The following is a 16,765-nucleotide window of genomic DNA, read 5'->3' on the forward strand; positions in this document are numbered from 1 at the left end:
GCTTAGGTTGGTATGATTGAAAAAGTGAATGAAGAAATTGGGGAGTGTTTGTGAATAATGTAGTAAAAAAATATGCAGCAATTGGGTTAGTGAGTTTATTAGGTTTTTCGATGCCATCTTATGCAGCAGAAGGGGCTGAACCTGTTAATCAGGCGCAAAAATTAAGTCCTGAACAACAATTAGCTTATACCGCTCAAAATAAAAATGAGAGTGTAGAAAAAAGAGCCGACGCCTTACGTCAACTCGCACGTTACCCAAATCAAAATAGCCTAGTGGCTGTTGCTAGAGGCTTGAAAGAAAGCGATCCACAGTTACGTGAGGCGGCGATTATTGGGTCAGACTTATATCAGTTTGAATATCGTTGGCGCATGATTTCCCCTTTACTAACGGATTCAGACTTAACCGTTCGTATGACTGCGACGACTAATTTATTGCGCGAATACAGTGCGATGACGGCAGAGCAGCAACAGCAAATAGAACAACCTTACAATGAAGTGGTTGTTTATCTTTCTGAACAACTGGAAGAGCCGAAAAATACAGATTCTCAATTGTTATTAGCCGACGTTTACCGTTGGCATAAAGAATGGAAAAAAGCAGATTCTTTATATCAGCCTTTAGTTAAAAATTCGCCTAACAATAGTCAAGCATGGTTAAATTTATCGGATAATTACCGTGCGCAGAATAAAGATATAGAGGCGTTAGAGGTATTAAATAAAGGCATCGCTCAATTACCCAAAGAGGCAAGTTTATATTACTCAAAGGCCTTGACTCAGGTTCGTCTAAACCAAAAAGAAAGTGCGGCTAACGCGATAAAAATAGCAGCAACATTGGCTGAAAACAATAGCTACTATTGGTATTTAACCGGTGTGTTACAAGAAAATATTGATATAGATTTTGCGACGGAGTCACTAGAGAAAGCATACCTGATTTCGGGTTCTCCAGAGCAATTATACGCCGTGTGTGATATTTATGTTCGTCATGGTAATGAAAAAGCAGACGCTTGCTTGGTAGAACTGGCGAAGATAGCTCCAGAATATGTCATTACACAATTGAAAGAAAAGCAAACACAATCAAAATAGTCCATGGCATAAAAAGTTATGTTATAAAAAAAGCCCAAGACCTAATGCTTTGGGCTTTTTAATTTATAGCGTTTTTGAATTAATGCATAATTTGCAGTTCATCAACTTCCATATTAATGTGTGTTGGATTTTTATGTAACCAGCGTAAGCGTATACTTAATAGTACGGCTGATGTAGTTAACCCACCAATAAAGCCAAACCAGAAACCGTAAACGCCCATTGGTTCAACAATCCAATCTGTCATGCCTAGAATATAACCCGCAGGCAAACCCACAATCCAATAAGAGACAAAGGTACGCTTAAAGATCGCATTCATGTCTTTATAACCACGAAGTGCGCCAGCAGCAACGACTTGTACAGCATCTGTACATTGGTAAATCGCAGCAAGTAGCATCAAGCTAACAGCAAGTTCGACAACTTCTTTGTTATCTGAATATAAGTACGCAATTTGCTCACGGAATATCAGCGTTAAAACGGCCGTGCAGCATGCCATTAATAAACCAAAGGCAAGACCACAGAAACTAGCAATTCTTGCGCCTTCAAGATTGTTTTCACCTAATTGGTGGCCAACACGGATACTAACCGCAATGGCGATGCTCATTGGTACCATAAAGATCAATGAAGAGAAATTAATGGCGACTTGGTGAGCAGCAACAACGATAGAACCTAATGGTGAAACCAATAGGGCAACGGCCGCAAATAGGGTGACTTCAAAGAAGATAGAAAGAGCAACAGGTAAACCTAGTTTGAACAAACGGTAGATCTCTTTAGTTTGTGGTTTGCTCCAGTTTTCATATAAGTTTACGCGGCGTAATTTTGGTGCGATAAACGTATAAATAACCATTGTGATGAACATTAGCCAGTACACAATCGCAGTTGCTACACCACAACCTACGCCACCAAGAGCAGGAGCTCCCATTTCGCCATAGACAAACATCCAGTTTAATGGAATATTTGCAGCAAGACCGATAAAACCAATGATCATCGCTGGCGTTGTTAGAGATAACCCTTCACAGAAGCTACGTAATGCTTGGAAGAGTAAAAAGGCAGGAGCCGCCCATAAAACAGCGTGTAAGTACCCTTGTGTTTTTGCAAAAAGTTCAGGCTCTACATCCATGGCTGCAATGATAAACCCTGCATTGTAAAGGATAAGCATAATAGGGATAGAAACTATTAGGGCTAAATAAATACCTTGATGGATCTCAAAAGGAACTTTTTTTGATTTTCCTGAGCCATTTAATTGCGCAACAACGGGAACAAGTGCCATTAATAAGCCAACACCAAATAATACTGATGGAAGCCAAACACTTGCAGCAATAGCTACGGCAGCCATGTCGGTTGCACTTACGCCACCAGCCATAACTGTGTCCACAAAACCCATGCCTGTTTGAGCAACACTAGCAATAAGGACTGGAGTGGATAATTTTATTAATCGAACGATTTCTTTCTGGTATCTGTGCACTACGTCACCGTATAAATATATATGTAAATAAGGATTATAACTGTCGATTCATTATTACGATGGTCGTCGTAATAAGAATAAAAAAGGTCTGATTGAGTGCTTTAAACAGAGAAACTGTTAAAGGTAAGCAGTAAGTCGACAGTATATAGAAGTCATGGCACTTCACAAAAGGAAATATTAGATGTATGGTGGATATTTTTTAAGAAGTAAGTAAATAATATTACTCTTGAATTATTTGCATTACACTTATTGGAGACGCGGATGTTTACTGGGATTGTAGCTACTACGGCAAAAGTTATTGAGATCATTAAAAAAGAGAGTTTTCAAACTCATGTCATTGAGATCCCAACACCTTACCAGCAAAACTTAGAGATTGGTGCATCTGTTGCTCATAATGGTTGCTGTCTGACGGTGACTAAAGTGGATGGTAACCATGTTTGGTTTGATTTAATTGAAGAAACATTGCGTTTAACTAATCTTGGCTTACTTGACGCTGGACAACTGATCAATATAGAACGTGCCGCTCGTTTTGGTGATGAGATTGGGGGGCATTCAATGTCTGGTCATATCGTCGGTGTAATGACGGTACGTCAAATTAATAAAACAGAAGAAAACTGCCAAATTTGGTTTGATGTACCGAATGAGTGGTCTAAGTACATTTTACATAAAGGTTATGTTGGTGTTGATGGGATCAGTTTAACCGTTGGTGATGTTGATGAATGCGGTTTTAATGTGAACCTAATTCCTGAAACCTTAGAAAGAACAAATTTAAGTCAACGCAGTATTGGCGATAAAATTAATTTAGAAATAGATCCGCAAACACAAGCAATTGTAGATACTGTGGAACGTGTGCTAGCGAATCAAAATAAAGCATAAATGTTAAAACAACCCGTCTTCAACGCTATCAAAAGTTAAGTTAACTGATTGATTTGACGGGTTAACGACCATTTTCATTTCAATGGCACGATGACAAGATGGACAGTCATCATAGATTTGTTGACTCGACTGATTTTCAGCGATAACTAACCCAATTGTGTATTGGCAGTTGGGGCATTTAATATCCTTCTTTATGTAATTCATCACAATAACTCCTTATTTATATCGGGTGAATACTATTCACTTTAAATTGTAGTTAATTCAAAGTGAGTCACTTTGTCTAAAATGTAGAATTTAAAAGAGACAACGATGTAATACGTAAATAATAAGAAAAAGAGTTCGTTTTTGAAGTGAATTAAGTGAAAAAGTAGATCAATGGTTAATTTATGAAATTGTTACAATGATAAGGTAGACATTCATCTACCTTATCAACCTGCTTTATTTTTGATTTAGATTTAATTTATCAATAAGTTGTTGGGCGTGAAACATATACTCTCCACCAAACATAGTGCAATGATTAAGTATATGGTAGAGGCTATATAGGTGTTGACGGGTTTCAAATCCTTCAGAAATAGGGGAGATAGATTCATAACCTTCAAAAAAGCTGTCTTGAAATCCCCCAAATAATTCTGCCATCGCAAGATCGCATTCAGGATCACCCCAATAAGATGCGGGATCGTAACTGATTGGGCCTTTTACGCTTAATGCAATATTTCCATGCCAAAAATCACCATGCAATAATGCAGGTTTTGGTTGGTGGTTGTGTAAAATACGTTTTGTATTTTGAACGAGTGTTTTTATATCACCCAATTCCATGCCTTTTTCATGCAATAATTGCAATTGCCATCCGATACGTTGCTCTGCAAAAAAACAATCCCATCTTCTATGCCATGTATTTACTTGTAATACATTACCTAAATAGTTATCGCAATCAAATCCGTATTCTAGTTGGTCTCCCCATAAATGATGGTTTGCCAAGCTGACACCAAGGTCAAACGAAGTGGGTGGACTCATCGGTTTAGTTGGTAGAAAGTTCAGTACTAAAAAAGAGTGGTCTTTTGTGGTTCCGACATGAAGAGGAGATGGCACAAACATATGGTCTGATTGGTCAAGTTGATTCAGGCTTTCTACCTCCGTTTCAAAAATAGGAAGTTCTGCCCGTTCATTCACTTTAACGAAGTAACGTTGGTTTCCATCACTGATCATATAGCAATCATTAATCTCACCACCATTGACCGTTTCACGTTCAGAAATGATAAAAGGGCGCCCAGTTACATCAGAGATTTGTTTTGCGATAGCTTGCCACATAATTACCTCTCTTTAATTATCTGAAAAATTACTTAATTAAGAATAGTGTATTCTTAATAAATATCTGTGAACTAAGGCTAAAAATTACGCGGATTTTTAAGGAATCAGGTAAATGATTGAGTTTAAAGGTCTGAAAGCGTTAGATTTAGGTTGTCAATATAAATGGAAAGTATTTGAGAGTTATTCTCTATTTTGATAAATTAACGTTAAGAGCTTATATAAAATAAGCATTTATCATTATTATGAACCATTACAGAACGGACAGATTATGATTGTCAATACAGAGGGTTACCATGCACTTATTGAATATCTTACCGAACATTTAGTTATTTTTGCTAATCAGCAAGGTGATACGGGAGATGAAACGGTAGAAGATATCGTAAATGATTTAGTTGCTTCTAACTTAATGGTCGTATTTCAGCAAAATCCTGAGTTGGATGCCGATGTTAGATTTACGTTATTGCGTGAAGCTGATGCTGTAGTGGATGATTTAGGGGAAGTACTTGCTGGTGCTTGGGTTCAAAAAGCAACCAATGAACAAGTTATGTTTTTAGATGATTATATTGGTCTTATTAAAAACTTATTCGATAGTGCATTTAAATAACGTAAAGCTATTGTACTTGTAAAGCCAAGTAAAATAAGAGACACATCGCTATTATTTTACTTGGTTAATTTTCCTTCCTATAACACTCGTCTTACTTGCCAAAATGCTTTTTTCCAATAAGGGTTATCTAAACTGGAAATGATTACCCCTTTTGAGGTTGATGCGTGCATAAATTCTCGATGACCAATATACACACCAACATGCCTTACTTTTACGCTGGTTTTAAAGAAAACAAGATCCCCTTTTTTTGCGTCAGCTAATGGGATTTTGATGCCTTTCGACGCTTGATATTCAGTGGTTCTAGGTAATGATAGCTGATGAAGACTGACAAGTGCATCTTGAGTAAAGGCGGAGCAATCAACGCCGGTCTTAGTCGACCCACCGTATTTATAAGGGACGCCTTGCCACTCTTGATAATAGCTTTGATAGTCATCTGATTGTGATAATTGTGGGTGTTTAGCTTTAATCTCTTGTTTAGTTAATTGTGACGATGGGGGTGAAGAGGCACAGCCAAATAAACTGAGTAGTACAAAAATATAGACAGACTGGCGAATCATAATCAACCCTAGATGATAAAAACAATATGACTATTTTTACCGATTATAGATGGAGAAAGCAATATCAATGCTAACTTGATGAAATAATCATTCATATTGTAATTAATTATCGGGATATCTTGATTTAAAGTGTTAGTTTTAAATATATTTCTGGCTATAAAATCTACAAGAGAAACATTTTGTGACATTTTGAACTATTAATGAATTTTACAATCATGTAACCTTTGCGTGAATTTTGGATGTACTTACTTTTAACTCATGTGCTCATTATTTAACTATTTGTTCGATAATAGTGTGTGGGATTATAAAAAAGGTAAGACAAAAACAAGGAGTTACAGATGAGTTCGTCTGCATCGCAACAACAGAACCAACAACAGCCAAAAAGGCCGTTGTTCACACGTTTTCTTGATTCAGTAGAATATTTAGGAAACCTATTACCACACCCAATTACCCTTTTTGCAATCTTTTGTGTGGCAATTTTAGTTTCATCAGGTATTGCTGGTTATTTTGAATTATCAGTAATGGATCCTCGCCCAGAAGGGGCAAAAGGTCGAGCCGCTGATGGTATGATCCACGTGGTTAGCCTATTCAACGCTGAAGGCTTACAGCTTATCGTTACTAACTTAGTGAAAAACTTTGTTGGGTTTGCTCCATTAGGTACCGTTCTTGTCGCGATGCTTGGCGTTGCAATCGCAGAGCACTCAGGCATGTTATCTGCTGCAATGCGTGGCATGGTAATGGGTGCGTCTAAGCGTATGGTTACAGTAACCGTTGTATTTGCAGGTATTATTTCAAATACGGCATCAGAGCTTGGTTACGTCGTACTTATCCCATTAGCTGCAATGCTTTTCCACTCACTAGGTCGTCACCCGTTAGCAGGTCTTGCTGCGGCGTTCGCTGGTGTATCAGGTGGTTACTCTGCAAACCTGCTAATCGGTACGGTTGATCCATTGCTTTCTGGTATTACAGAAACAGCAGCACAAATGATTGACCCTACTTATACCGTTGGTCCTGAAGCAAACTGGTACTTTATGTTTGTTTCTACATTCTTTATCGCAATCACTGGTGCGTTTGTAACAGAGAAAATTGTTGAGCCAAAACTTGGCAAATATAACGATGAAGAAGCGGCAGAAGATTTATCAAACGATAAAATGGGTAAACTGACTGCTGTTGAGAAGAAAGGCCTTAAGTTTGCAGGTCTTGCTGTTCTTGTTGTGAGTGCATTACTTGCATGGACGATTGTTCCTGAAGATGGTGTATTACGCTCAGCGACAGGTACGATTTCAGGGTCTCCATTCTTGAAAAGTATTGTGGCATTCATCTTTGTATTCTTCGCGGTTCCTGGTTTTGTTTACGGTAAAATTGTAGGCACAATGAAGAATGATCGTGATGTGATCAATGCAATGGCAACATCAATGTCTTCAATGGGCATGTACATTGTTCTTGTATTCTTTGCTGCACAGTTTGTTGCTTTCTTTAAGTGGACTAACTTTGGTCAAGTCATTGCGGTAGGTGGTGCGAGCTTCCTACAAGATATCGGTCTTACTGGTCCTATGTTGTTCTTCGCATTCATCTTAATGTGTGGCTTCATTAACTTAATGATCGGTTCAGCATCTGCACAGTGGGCAGTAACAGCACCAATCTTTGTTCCAATGTTAATGCTAGTAGGTTACGCACCAGAGACAATTCAAGCGGCTTACCGTATTGGTGATTCAACAACGAACATCATCACACCAATGATGAGCTACTTCGGTCTTATTCTTGCGGTAGCAACTCGATACATGAAGAATCTAGGTATTGGTACACTGATTGCGACAATGTTACCTTATTCAATGGTATTCATGTTTGGTTGGAGTATCTTGTTCTACCTATGGGTATTCGTATTCGGCTTACCAGTAGGTCCAGGTGCGGCAACATTCTACACGCCATAGTAGGCAATAGAATAAGTACTTAGTCCTGAATATATAATTAGCTCTAAGCATATAAATAAAAAGGCGATCTTCGGGTCGCCTTTTTTGATCGTTCGTTTTTGTAATGCGATTGCTTATTTGAATAGAGCAAGGATAATGACGTTATGATGAGTGGTAATGTGTGGTCCTATGCGTCTTGATAAGTTTATTTGTAAAAGTACAGAACTAACGAAAACCCAAGCGGTTGAGTTGATTGTTGAGGGAAGGGTAAAAGTAAATAGTGACACTGTCACATTAGAGTCAGCTCAAGTTCATGAGAATAATGACATTACTCTTGATGGAAAAGAGTTAGTCGCTCGACCTTTCCGTTATCTGTTAATGAATAAGCCAGCCGATACTATTTGCTCGAATATTGATGAAGTTTATCCCTCTTTGTTTAATTACATCAATGAAGGGAATAATGCAGAGCTTCATATTGCAGGGCGCTTAGATGCAGATACGACAGGGTTAGTGTTAATTACCGATGATGGCCGTTGGTCTTACAATATTATTACTCCAGCGAAGAAGTGTGAAAAAGTGTATCGAGTAGGTTTACGTAAACCCATAATAGAGACTGAGAGTGTGATTGAGCAATTTGCACTAGGTCTTCAGTTACAAGGTGAGGTAGAGCTTACTCGTCCTGCGCAATTAGACATAGTTGCACCACAGGAAGCACTGCTGACAATTACCGAAGGAAAGTTTCATCAAGTAAAGCGCATGTTTTCAGCCATTGGTAATAAAGTAATTTCTTTGCATCGAGAAAAAATTGGAGAAATAAGCTTAGATGTTGGCGTTGGTGAATGGCGTTATTTAAGTGAGGATGAAGTGAAGTCATTCATAAAGTAAAATAATGAGGTGTTATAAACACCTCATTATAAAGTTTATTTCTTTCTAAATGGTTGAGTAAGCATTTTATCTAATCGTTGCTCTTTCTCACTTCTAAATCGACCCAATCCAATTTTCATTTCTTCATGGCCATCTCGTGGCTTTACTAAATATGTTTTACCGAAGTGATCCCAAATCGATAAAAAGAACCCATAATTATTATGCATTTCAGAAATATGAACGGAATGATGAACTCGATGAAAATCAGGTGTAACCACCAATACTCGCACATAGCGATCTAACCACTTTGGAATAAAGAGATTACTGTGATTAAACATCGCGCTTACGTTTAAAATAATTTCAAATAAAATGACCGCTTCAACAGGAATACCTAACAATCCAATGGCTGCAATTTTAATTAACATAGAGAAAATGATTTCAATAGGATGAAAGCGTGTGCCTGTAGTGACATCAATATCCTGATCGGAATGGTGCATTCGATGTAAGCGCCATAACAAAGGAACACGATGAAATGCACGATGTTGCCAGTAGATCAGCCAATCCAATAACAAAATGGATAAGAGTCCTGTTAGGAAAGGAGGGGGCGGTAAGTAGTTAAATAATCCCCATTGTTCTTGCTCTGCGATCAACGCGGCATCAACCGCCAGTAAGGGCAGTGTAAGACGAAGAATTAAGCTGTTAAAAAAGACCAATCCAATATTACTGAACCACCGTGTGGATTTTTGTTGAGTTAAGGATTTTCGTGGCCATTTGTATTCGGCTAAGGCAAAAATAGTGAATGCAATGATAAAAAAGCCAAGGCGGATCGTATCACTTTGTTCAATCCAGTTATTTTCCATAAGGAATTCTCTTGTAGAACTTGTTATTACCGACACTGTAAGTAAAATGCGTTTTTTTTTCCATATAAAAAACTTGGTTATTGTAAATGCGTATTCATTCTGTTCATCAATTATACAAAGAAAGATTAGCTCGCTCCACAAAACCCTTTAATGCGCGTGGTGGCAATGTGGACCGTTGTGAATTTTGCCAGGTACGTAAAGATTATTGTATTTGTGAATATCAACCTAACACCACATCAACAGCGGCTTTTTTATTGATTATGTTTGATACTGAAGTGTTAAAACCAAGTAATACAGGAAAATTAATTGCCGATATAGTTCCTGATACTCATGCCTACCTATGGTCTCGTACTGAACCAAATTCAGAGATGCTAGCGCTACTGCAAGATGAATCATACCAGCCGTTTGTTATTTTCCCTGAAGAGCTGATTGAGAATAAAGACCTAGTCACTAATGATATAGTGGTTGGAGAGGGTAAAGCACCGTTGTTTATTCTTCTTGATGGCAGTTGGCGTGAAGCGGGACGTATGTATCGTAAAAGTCCATATTTACATCACTTACCTGTATTGTCATTTAATCGTGAACATCTTTCTAATTACATCATGCGTAAAGCAACAAAAGACCATCAATTAGCAACTGCGGAAGTCGCCAGTTTAGTGTTGGATTTATTCGGTGAAAAAGAGAATGCTCAGCACCTTGAGTGTTGGTTTAATTTATTTCGAGAGCATTACCTTTACAGTAAACGTCCAGTAAAAGGTGAAGAAAGAGGAATGGGCTTAAAACGCTTGATTGAATTTCGTACAGATCTGAAATAAAGCAACGAAATCTAGTATCACTTTGAGGTTGATCTCACACTAAAAACCAATGAATATCGTTTAGGTCACAGTCTGTATTTATAAAAATTAGGTAAAATAACACCATAAAAATTTAAATAGATTAGGACAAGGATACCTTATGTACTACGGTTTTGATGTGGGTGGCACAAAGATTGAATTTGGTGCGTTTAATGAAAAGCTTGAGCGTGTTGCTACTGAACGCATTCCAACGCAAACAGAAGATTACGCCTTATTGGTTGATGACATCGCGGGTTTAATTGCGAAATACGATGCTGAGTTTGGTGTTGAAGGTAAAGTCGGTTTGGGTATTCCAGGAATGGAAGATGCCGAGACAGGTGCTTTATTAACAAGTAATGTTCCTGCTGCTAAAGGTCAATTTTTACGTAAAGACTTAGAAGCAAAAATTGGTCGTTCAGTAAAAATTGATAACGACGCGAACTGTTTTGCATTATCAGAAGCCTGGGATGAAGAGTTAAAAGATTCTCCATCAGTGATGGGTCTAATTCTAGGTACTGGCTTTGGTGGCGGTTTAATTTTTGATGGTAAAGCATTCTCTGGTTATAGCCATGTAGCTGGTGAGTTAGGTCATTCGCGTTTACCAATCGATGCATGGTTCCATTTAGGTGAGAACGCACCTCTATTAGGCTGTGGTTGTGGTAATAAAGGCTGTTTAGATAGCTACCTTTCTGGTCGTGGTTTTGAGCTACTTTATGCTCATTATTACGGTGAAGAGAAAAAAGCAATTGATATCATTAAAGCAAATGAAGCTGGGGAAACGAATGCTGTAGAGCATGTTGAACGCTTCATGGAGCTATTAGCTATTTGTTTTGCTAATCTATTTACTTGTTTTGACCCACACGTGGTTGCACTAGGTGGTGGTTTATCAAACTTTGAATTGATTTATGAAGAACTACCAAAGCGTCTACCAAAACACTTACTGTCGGTTGCTCGTGTCCCTCGTATTATGAAAGCGAAGCATGGTGATTCTGGCGGTGTTCGTGGTGCGGCGTTCTTAAATATTAAAGACTAATTTCGACTCGATATTTAGAATAGAAAATGCAGATATAAAAAGAGCCTCATGCTATTTGTTATTAACAACAGATAAGCAGAGGCTCTTTTTTTTGCAGTACAATTAGTTACATTGTTAACTAACGATTAAGCACAACATTTTTTGTATTTTTTACCACTACCACAAGGACATGCTTCATTGCGGTTAGGTGTTTTTTCAAAGCGAGTTGTTTTAGGCTTGTTTAATACACCATCAAGCTCAAGAATATTTTCTTCTTTTTCAGCATTCACTTCGATGTTTGCGAATAAGTTGTGCTCAGTAATCTGCGCTTCAATTTCAACTTTACGTTCTTCTGTTTGAACAACTAAAGTTAGTGGTGCTTCTTCAGTACCTAACTTAACGTCACGCTTAGTGTTAAAACCAGATTTAACGTGGTTTTGACGAGTTTCGATACGACCTTTGAAGAACATTTTAGACATCTTGGAGCCTTATAATTTTTGAACACAGTATTTTAGCCACTTTATACCATCAAAGTGGCTAGCAATAAACTAGAATACGACGCTATATGCGATTAAGCAGCGGAATAATTGTTACCTTCTGACCAATATCTACCGACTCTACTTCAGGCTGCACTTCAATTAAGCAGTTTGCTTCGCTCATGGAACGTAAAATACCTGAGCCTTGCTTCCCTGTGGTTACCACTTCCATTTGACCATTTTGGTTAATCGAGTAAATGCCACGGCTGTATTCAGTTCGGCCAGTGCGAGAACGAATAAACTCTTTAGCAATTGCCGTAAAAGTCTCCGGTTTCCAGTCATCTTCACCTTGAAGTTTACGTAATGCAGGCTCAACAAACTGTAAGAACGCCACCATTACTGCTACAGGGTTACCCGGTAAACCAAAGAAAGGGGTATCACCAATATGACCAAACGCAAGAGGGCGACCCGGACGCATATTTATACGCCAGAAGTTAATGTTGCCTAGCTTATCTAAAATTGTTTTGATGTAATCGGCATCACCAACCGAGACTCCACCAGAAGATAAAATCATATCCGCTTGTTGCGAGGCTTGAGAAAGCGTTGATTCTAAAGCATTTTCACTGTCTTCAATGATGCCAAAATCAATCACTTCACAACCGATCTTCTGTAATAACGCCGTCAACGTGAAGCGGTTAGAATCATAAATTGAATTGGCTTTTTGTGCTTCACCCGGTGCTTGAACTTCATCACCAGTAGAAAAAATAGCGACTTTTGTTTTTGAAATAACAGGAATAGAAGCAATACCTAAAGAAGCAAGCATACCGACTTCAGGCGCTGTAATGCGTGAACCTTTAGCAACACAGATTTGATCGATAGCGAGATCTTCACCCGCAAGACGAACGTTTTGGCCTTTACGAATGCCAGATTTTCCTGCATCAAAGCGGACTTGATCGCCTTCTTGAATCGCTTGTTCTCGCATGATCACAGTATTGCCATTTTCAGGGACTGGTGCCCCCGTCATGATCTTGGCGGCTTGGCCGTGTTGAAGAGAGAGATCATAACTGTGACCAGCCATAATTTCGGCAACCACAGTGTAACTTTCACGCTCTACATCATCACCACAAATAACATAACCATCCATTGCCGAATTATTATGCTGAGGAACATTGATTGGCGATAAAATATCTTGGGCCGCTAATGCATTAATGGAGTCGATTAAAGAAACATTACTTTGTGAATTTAGCGGTTTTATTGCTTCTAAAATCTTAGCTCTGCCTTGACTAACAGATAAAAAAGCAGGTGATAATTCATCACAGTTAGCCGATAGGTCACTTTGTTGTTTATGTTGATGCTGTTTTACGTATTCCACAATGAATTGTGTAATGGTATCAGTATCGTTGATGTCCATTTGAGGCAATTCAGATGCTGCTTTTGAGTCTGCTGCAATCGCAATGATGTTATCATCTTCTGGGAAGATCCACGGCTTACCCACGTCATCACGGTGCAATTCAATCTTGGTGTATGGCAGTTGCTTAAAGCCTTCAATAAGAATCAAATCAAGTTCAGTTTGATCTAATTTATTGATTAATTGCTGACAGGTTGTTTCTTCATCAGGGGTTTCAGTAATTAAGGCATTACGAAAACGAGAGCTGATTAGCATTTGGCTCGCACCCGCTTTACGTAAGCGGTAGCTGTCTTTGCCTTCTTGGTCGATATCAAAGTTATGGTGAGCGTGTTTGATGACTGCGACTTTTAGTCCCATTTCATTCAGTTTTGGTAATAACTTTTCCAATAATGTCGTTTTACCTGTGCCGCTATAAGCAGCAAAACCCAATAAAGGGATAGACGCAGTCGTTAAACTCATAATAAAGATCCAAATTGTTCAAGTTCTTGTGGGCTATTCAAATTGATAAAAGCATTTGAGTAAGCAGAGAAATCAGCAAAAACGGTATTACACTCTTTGTATAATAGGATGATTTTTCTGTCACCGCGCGCTAAGAAGGCATCAATTTTAGGAATAATACGTTTGTGCATTAGCGTGACAACCGGTTGCATGTATTCGCCGTCGTGTGCGACAACGATATCTGTGTCTTCTTTTACTGCATCACATAATAAAGAGATAAGATTGCTTGGTAGGTTAGGCGAATCACAAGGAATGAAACCAACCCAATCTGAATCCATATTAACTAAGCCAGAATGCATGCCAGCCAATGGACCAGGATAATCAATAAATAGGTCAGAGAACGTAGTGGCATAATCTGAATATTGCTCAATGCTACGATTAGCATTAATGGCGATTTGATCAGTTTGAGGTGTTAAAATTCCTATGGCGTGTTCGATAAGTGGTTTGTTTTGAAATACAACAAAACCTTTATCTTGACCACCCATACGACGGGCTTGTCCACCCGCTAAAATTACCCAACTAGTTTGCTTTGGCTGGAGCATACTTATCCTTGCTAACAATCACTTTCAATGGGGTTGATTCTATCAGCTTTGCGTCAGAAATAGTCCATTGACGGTGACAAATTTCAGTTAAGGCGTTGGTTTGGTGGCTGGTCACGACAATGCTAGAGCCTCGTTCGAGAAGATCTTTTGCCATAATCACTAATAATTGAATCGATTCTTGATCGACACTGGCACTCGGTTCATCCATTAATAGAATGGAAGGGGTCAATATCCAAGCTCGAGCCATCGCAACGCGCTGTTTCTCACCACCAGAAAGAACAGAAATATGTTCATCAGCTAAGGTTTCTAACCCAACCATGCGTAATGCATTGATCACCATATTGCGTTTTTTAAGCTTATTCATGGTGGTGTATTTCATGCCATAAATAACATTGTCATACACTGTACCATCAAATAAAAATGGATTTTGGTGAAGATAAACGATTTGGTTATTGCCTGAACGCCCAAATAAACGAGCAGACCAATGAGGTTGGTTAAGGTTAAGTTTACCTGTTGTTGCTGTTTGCAAACCGGATAAAATTTTAAGTAATGTTGTTTTACCGACTCCATTAGCACCACGTAAATAAACGGAATCTTTTGGCCCAAGCGATAAATGAGGAATGTGAAAAAGCACACGGTCATTGAATCGCATCGATAGATTATCGGCAGTAATTCTTATTGTCATGCTATGCCTACTAAGTACGTAAGTACCCTTTACCACGAGTGAATGAAAGGAAGAAGTTTAAAACTAATGCCAAAATAAGCAATACCATGCCAAGGGCGACGCCTTGAGCAAAGGCACCTTTTTGGCTTTCCATTGCAATGGCGGTTGGAATGTTACGTGTTGCATTAAATATGTTGCCGCCTACCATCATAGAGCAGCCAACTTCGGTGATTATACGTGAAAATCCTGCGATGATAGCAGCAAGAATAGGAAAGCGAGTTTCCCAAATTAAACTGCCAAAAGCACGGGGAAGGGAAGCGCCTAAAGTAAACGCTGTTTCCCATACTCTTCTATCACTGTGTTGAAATGCACCATGCATCATCGCGACCATAATAGGGAAGCAAATAAGCATTTGACCAATAATCATTGCTTCTTGAGTGAACAGAAGTTGCCAATCGCCTAAAGGCCCTGCACGTGAAAGCATCATATATAATAAGAGCCCGATCACGACAGTTGGAACCGATTGTAATGTATTGATAAGAGAGAGCAGTAGCCACCGCCCAGGAAACGATCCATACGCAAGAGCAAACGCCAGTAATAAAGCTGGCAGCATAACAACCGCCATTGCGAAAAGCGAAACCGAAAAAGAAACACCAACAATGCTCCATAATGCAGTATCACCGCTGAACAATAGTTGAATTGCTTCATGAGAAGTGGCTAATATAGTCATGGATTATTTAGCGTCCGCTGTGAACAGCTGTTTACCACTCAGTTGGAAACTATTAATCAATGCTTGACCTTTGTCGCTGACTAACCAATCACTAAATGCACGTGCACCTTTCGTGTTTAGGTTGTTGTAACGCTCAGGATTAATTAGGATCACTTGGTACGGATTAAACAGACGTTTATCGCCTTCAACCATAATGTCTAAATCCAATTTATTTTGGTAAGCTAACCAAGTGCCGCGGTCTGTCAATGTATAAGCTTGCAGTTCAGACGTCATGTTCAGTGTTGGTCCCATGCCTTGGCCAACGGCTTTGTAACCACCAAAGTTTGGTTCAATATTCGCTTGAGACCATAGGATCAATTCTTTCTTATTTGTGCCTGAATCATCACCACGAGAAACGAAGGTTGCATCAGCTTTTGCCATTTTTTTGAAGGCAGCCGTTACGTCTTTCATACCATAGATATGAGCGGGATCAGCTTTAGGACCAACAAGCACGAAATCATTGTACATTAGTGCTTTTGGTTCAATACCGTAGCCTTTTTCCACAAAATCTGCTTCTGCTTTAGGGGCGTGAGTCATCACTAAATCAACGTCGCCATTTTCACCCATTTTTAATGCTTTGCCTGTACCAGCAGCAAGTACTTGAACTTCATAACCCGAATCTTTTTTAAACACAGGTAAAATATAATCGAGTAGACCCGAGTGGTAGGTGCTTGTTGTTGTCGCTAAACGCACAACGCTTGCGTCGTCCGCATATACATTCGTTGCCGAAAAAGAACCCAGAGCCACAACAGCCATTGCTGAAAACGTACTGATTTTATTATTCATGTTATATCCATGTAATGAAGTTAAATATCACTGCAAGTGCAATGAGTGAATAGACTTATTGGCTATAAAGCAATCCTTATGCCAAGAATCCTGCTGATATTTTTATCTATAAGATAATGATAAATAAGCCATTGAGCGGCATTTTGACATAAAAACCTTACAAAAAATGTGACTAGGACAAAATGTCTCATTAGAAAGGATACATTTTGTTGAATACAGGTTAGAATAATTAGGACATTTTGACCCACAAATATCCA

18 protein-coding genes are annotated in these 16,765 nt (G+C 38.8%); 7 read left to right on the plus strand and 11 right to left on the minus strand.

Annotated elements, in window-relative coordinates:
* Nucleotides 1–50: 50 nt before the first annotated feature.
* Nucleotides 51–1,079, plus strand: a complete 1,029-nt coding sequence (locus A6E06_RS13370) for a lipopolysaccharide assembly protein LapB (protein ID WP_255312097.1) — start codon at nt 51–53, stop codon at nt 1,077–1,079.
* A 79-nt stretch (nt 1,080–1,158) separates the two neighbouring features.
* On the opposite strand, the gene A6E06_RS13375 is transcribed toward A6E06_RS13370, so the two are convergent.
* Nucleotides 1,159–2,541 carry an MATE family efflux transporter gene (locus A6E06_RS13375; protein ID WP_065591238.1) on the minus strand — a complete coding sequence of 461 codons (1,383 nt, stop codon included), beginning with the start codon at nt 2,539–2,541 and terminating at the stop codon, nt 1,159–1,161.
* A gap of 261 nt (nt 2,542–2,802) precedes the next feature.
* Between A6E06_RS13375 and A6E06_RS13380 the strand changes: the two genes are divergently transcribed.
* On the plus strand, nt 2,803–3,417 hold the full coding sequence (locus tag A6E06_RS13380; protein ID WP_065591237.1) for a riboflavin synthase: 615 nt from the start codon (nt 2,803–2,805) through the stop codon (nt 3,415–3,417).
* A gap of 3 nt (nt 3,418–3,420) precedes the next feature.
* On the opposite strand, the gene A6E06_RS13385 is transcribed toward A6E06_RS13380, so the two are convergent.
* Nucleotides 3,421–3,621 (minus strand): CPXCG motif-containing cysteine-rich protein, encoded by a 201-nt coding sequence (locus tag A6E06_RS13385; RefSeq protein WP_255310618.1) that lies wholly within the window; start codon nt 3,619–3,621, stop codon nt 3,421–3,423.
* Between the two features lie 234 nt (nt 3,622–3,855).
* Nucleotides 3,856–4,725 carry a fructosamine kinase family protein gene (locus A6E06_RS13390; protein ID WP_065591235.1) on the minus strand — a complete coding sequence of 290 codons (870 nt, stop codon included), beginning with the start codon at nt 4,723–4,725 and terminating at the stop codon, nt 3,856–3,858.
* A gap of 268 nt (nt 4,726–4,993) precedes the next feature.
* On the opposite strand from A6E06_RS13390, the gene A6E06_RS13395 reads away from it, so the two are divergent.
* Nucleotides 4,994–5,329 carry a DUF3802 family protein gene (locus A6E06_RS13395; RefSeq protein ID WP_065591234.1) on the plus strand — a complete coding sequence of 112 codons (336 nt, stop codon included), beginning with the start codon at nt 4,994–4,996 and terminating at the stop codon, nt 5,327–5,329.
* A gap of 77 nt (nt 5,330–5,406) precedes the next feature.
* Here A6E06_RS13395 and A6E06_RS13400 read toward each other — a convergent pair whose 3' ends face one another.
* A complete protein-coding gene (locus A6E06_RS13400; RefSeq protein ID WP_065591233.1) occupies nt 5,407–5,886 on the minus strand; it encodes a C40 family peptidase in 480 nt (159 codons plus the stop codon).
* Between the two features lie 338 nt (nt 5,887–6,224).
* Here A6E06_RS13400 and A6E06_RS13405 point away from each other — a divergent pair, with 338 nt between their 5' ends.
* Together A6E06_RS13405 and A6E06_RS13410 are read left to right on the plus strand one after the other, a co-directional pair.
* Nucleotides 6,225–7,817, plus strand: a complete 1,593-nt coding sequence (locus tag A6E06_RS13405) for an AbgT family transporter (RefSeq protein WP_065591232.1) — start codon at nt 6,225–6,227, stop codon at nt 7,815–7,817.
* Between the two features lie 168 nt (nt 7,818–7,985).
* Nucleotides 7,986–8,681: a pseudouridine synthase gene (locus A6E06_RS13410; RefSeq protein WP_065591327.1), complete on the plus strand. Its 696-nt coding sequence runs from the start codon at nt 7,986–7,988 to the stop codon at nt 8,679–8,681.
* Between the two features lie 35 nt (nt 8,682–8,716).
* On the opposite strand, the gene A6E06_RS13415 is transcribed toward A6E06_RS13410, so the two are convergent.
* Nucleotides 8,717–9,520, minus strand: coding sequence for a sterol desaturase family protein (locus tag A6E06_RS13415; RefSeq protein WP_065591231.1), 804 nt, complete (start codon nt 9,518–9,520; stop codon nt 8,717–8,719).
* An 86-nt stretch (nt 9,521–9,606) separates the two neighbouring features.
* Between A6E06_RS13415 and A6E06_RS13420 the strand changes: the two genes are divergently transcribed.
* Nucleotides 9,607–10,335 carry a tRNA-uridine aminocarboxypropyltransferase gene (locus A6E06_RS13420; RefSeq protein WP_065591230.1) on the plus strand — a complete coding sequence of 243 codons (729 nt, stop codon included), beginning with the start codon at nt 9,607–9,609 and terminating at the stop codon, nt 10,333–10,335.
* Nucleotides 10,336–10,474: 139 nt separating this feature from the next.
* Nucleotides 10,475–11,386 carry an N-acetylglucosamine kinase gene (gene nagK / locus A6E06_RS13425; RefSeq protein ID WP_065591229.1) on the plus strand — a complete coding sequence of 304 codons (912 nt, stop codon included), beginning with the start codon at nt 10,475–10,477 and terminating at the stop codon, nt 11,384–11,386.
* A 125-nt stretch (nt 11,387–11,511) separates the two neighbouring features.
* Here the strand turns inward: nagK and A6E06_RS13430 are convergent, their stop codons facing one another.
* From A6E06_RS13430 to A6E06_RS13455, 6 genes are all read right to left on the minus strand, one after another.
* Nucleotides 11,512–11,844 (minus strand): PBPRA1643 family SWIM/SEC-C metal-binding motif protein, encoded by a 333-nt coding sequence (locus tag A6E06_RS13430; protein WP_065591228.1) that lies wholly within the window; start codon nt 11,842–11,844, stop codon nt 11,512–11,514.
* Nucleotides 11,845–11,926: 82 nt separating this feature from the next.
* Entirely contained in the window at nt 11,927–13,708 is a 1,782-nt protein-coding gene (locus A6E06_RS13435) for a bifunctional molybdopterin-guanine dinucleotide biosynthesis adaptor protein MobB/molybdopterin molybdotransferase MoeA (RefSeq protein WP_065591227.1), read from the minus strand.
* Nucleotides 13,705–14,289: a molybdenum cofactor guanylyltransferase MobA gene (gene mobA, locus A6E06_RS13440; protein WP_065591226.1), complete on the minus strand. Its 585-nt coding sequence runs from the start codon at nt 14,287–14,289 to the stop codon at nt 13,705–13,707. The genes A6E06_RS13435 and mobA overlap by 4 nt, the downstream gene beginning before the upstream one ends.
* Nucleotides 14,267–14,974, minus strand: a complete 708-nt coding sequence (locus A6E06_RS13445) for an energy-coupling factor ABC transporter ATP-binding protein (RefSeq protein WP_065591225.1) — start codon at nt 14,972–14,974, stop codon at nt 14,267–14,269. Before A6E06_RS13445 ends, mobA begins: the two co-directional genes overlap by 23 nt.
* A 10-nt stretch (nt 14,975–14,984) precedes the next feature.
* Nucleotides 14,985–15,683, minus strand: a complete 699-nt coding sequence (locus A6E06_RS13450; RefSeq protein ID WP_065591224.1) for an ABC transporter permease — start codon at nt 15,681–15,683, stop codon at nt 14,985–14,987.
* 3 nt (nt 15,684–15,686) lie between these two features.
* Entirely contained in the window at nt 15,687–16,508 is an 822-nt protein-coding gene (locus A6E06_RS13455) for a substrate-binding domain-containing protein (RefSeq protein ID WP_065591223.1), read from the minus strand.
* Nucleotides 16,509–16,765 lie beyond the last annotated feature (257 nt).

The organism is Aliivibrio sp. 1S175 (assembly GCF_001690985.1).
Lineage (GTDB): Bacteria > Pseudomonadota > Gammaproteobacteria > Enterobacterales > Vibrionaceae > Aliivibrio.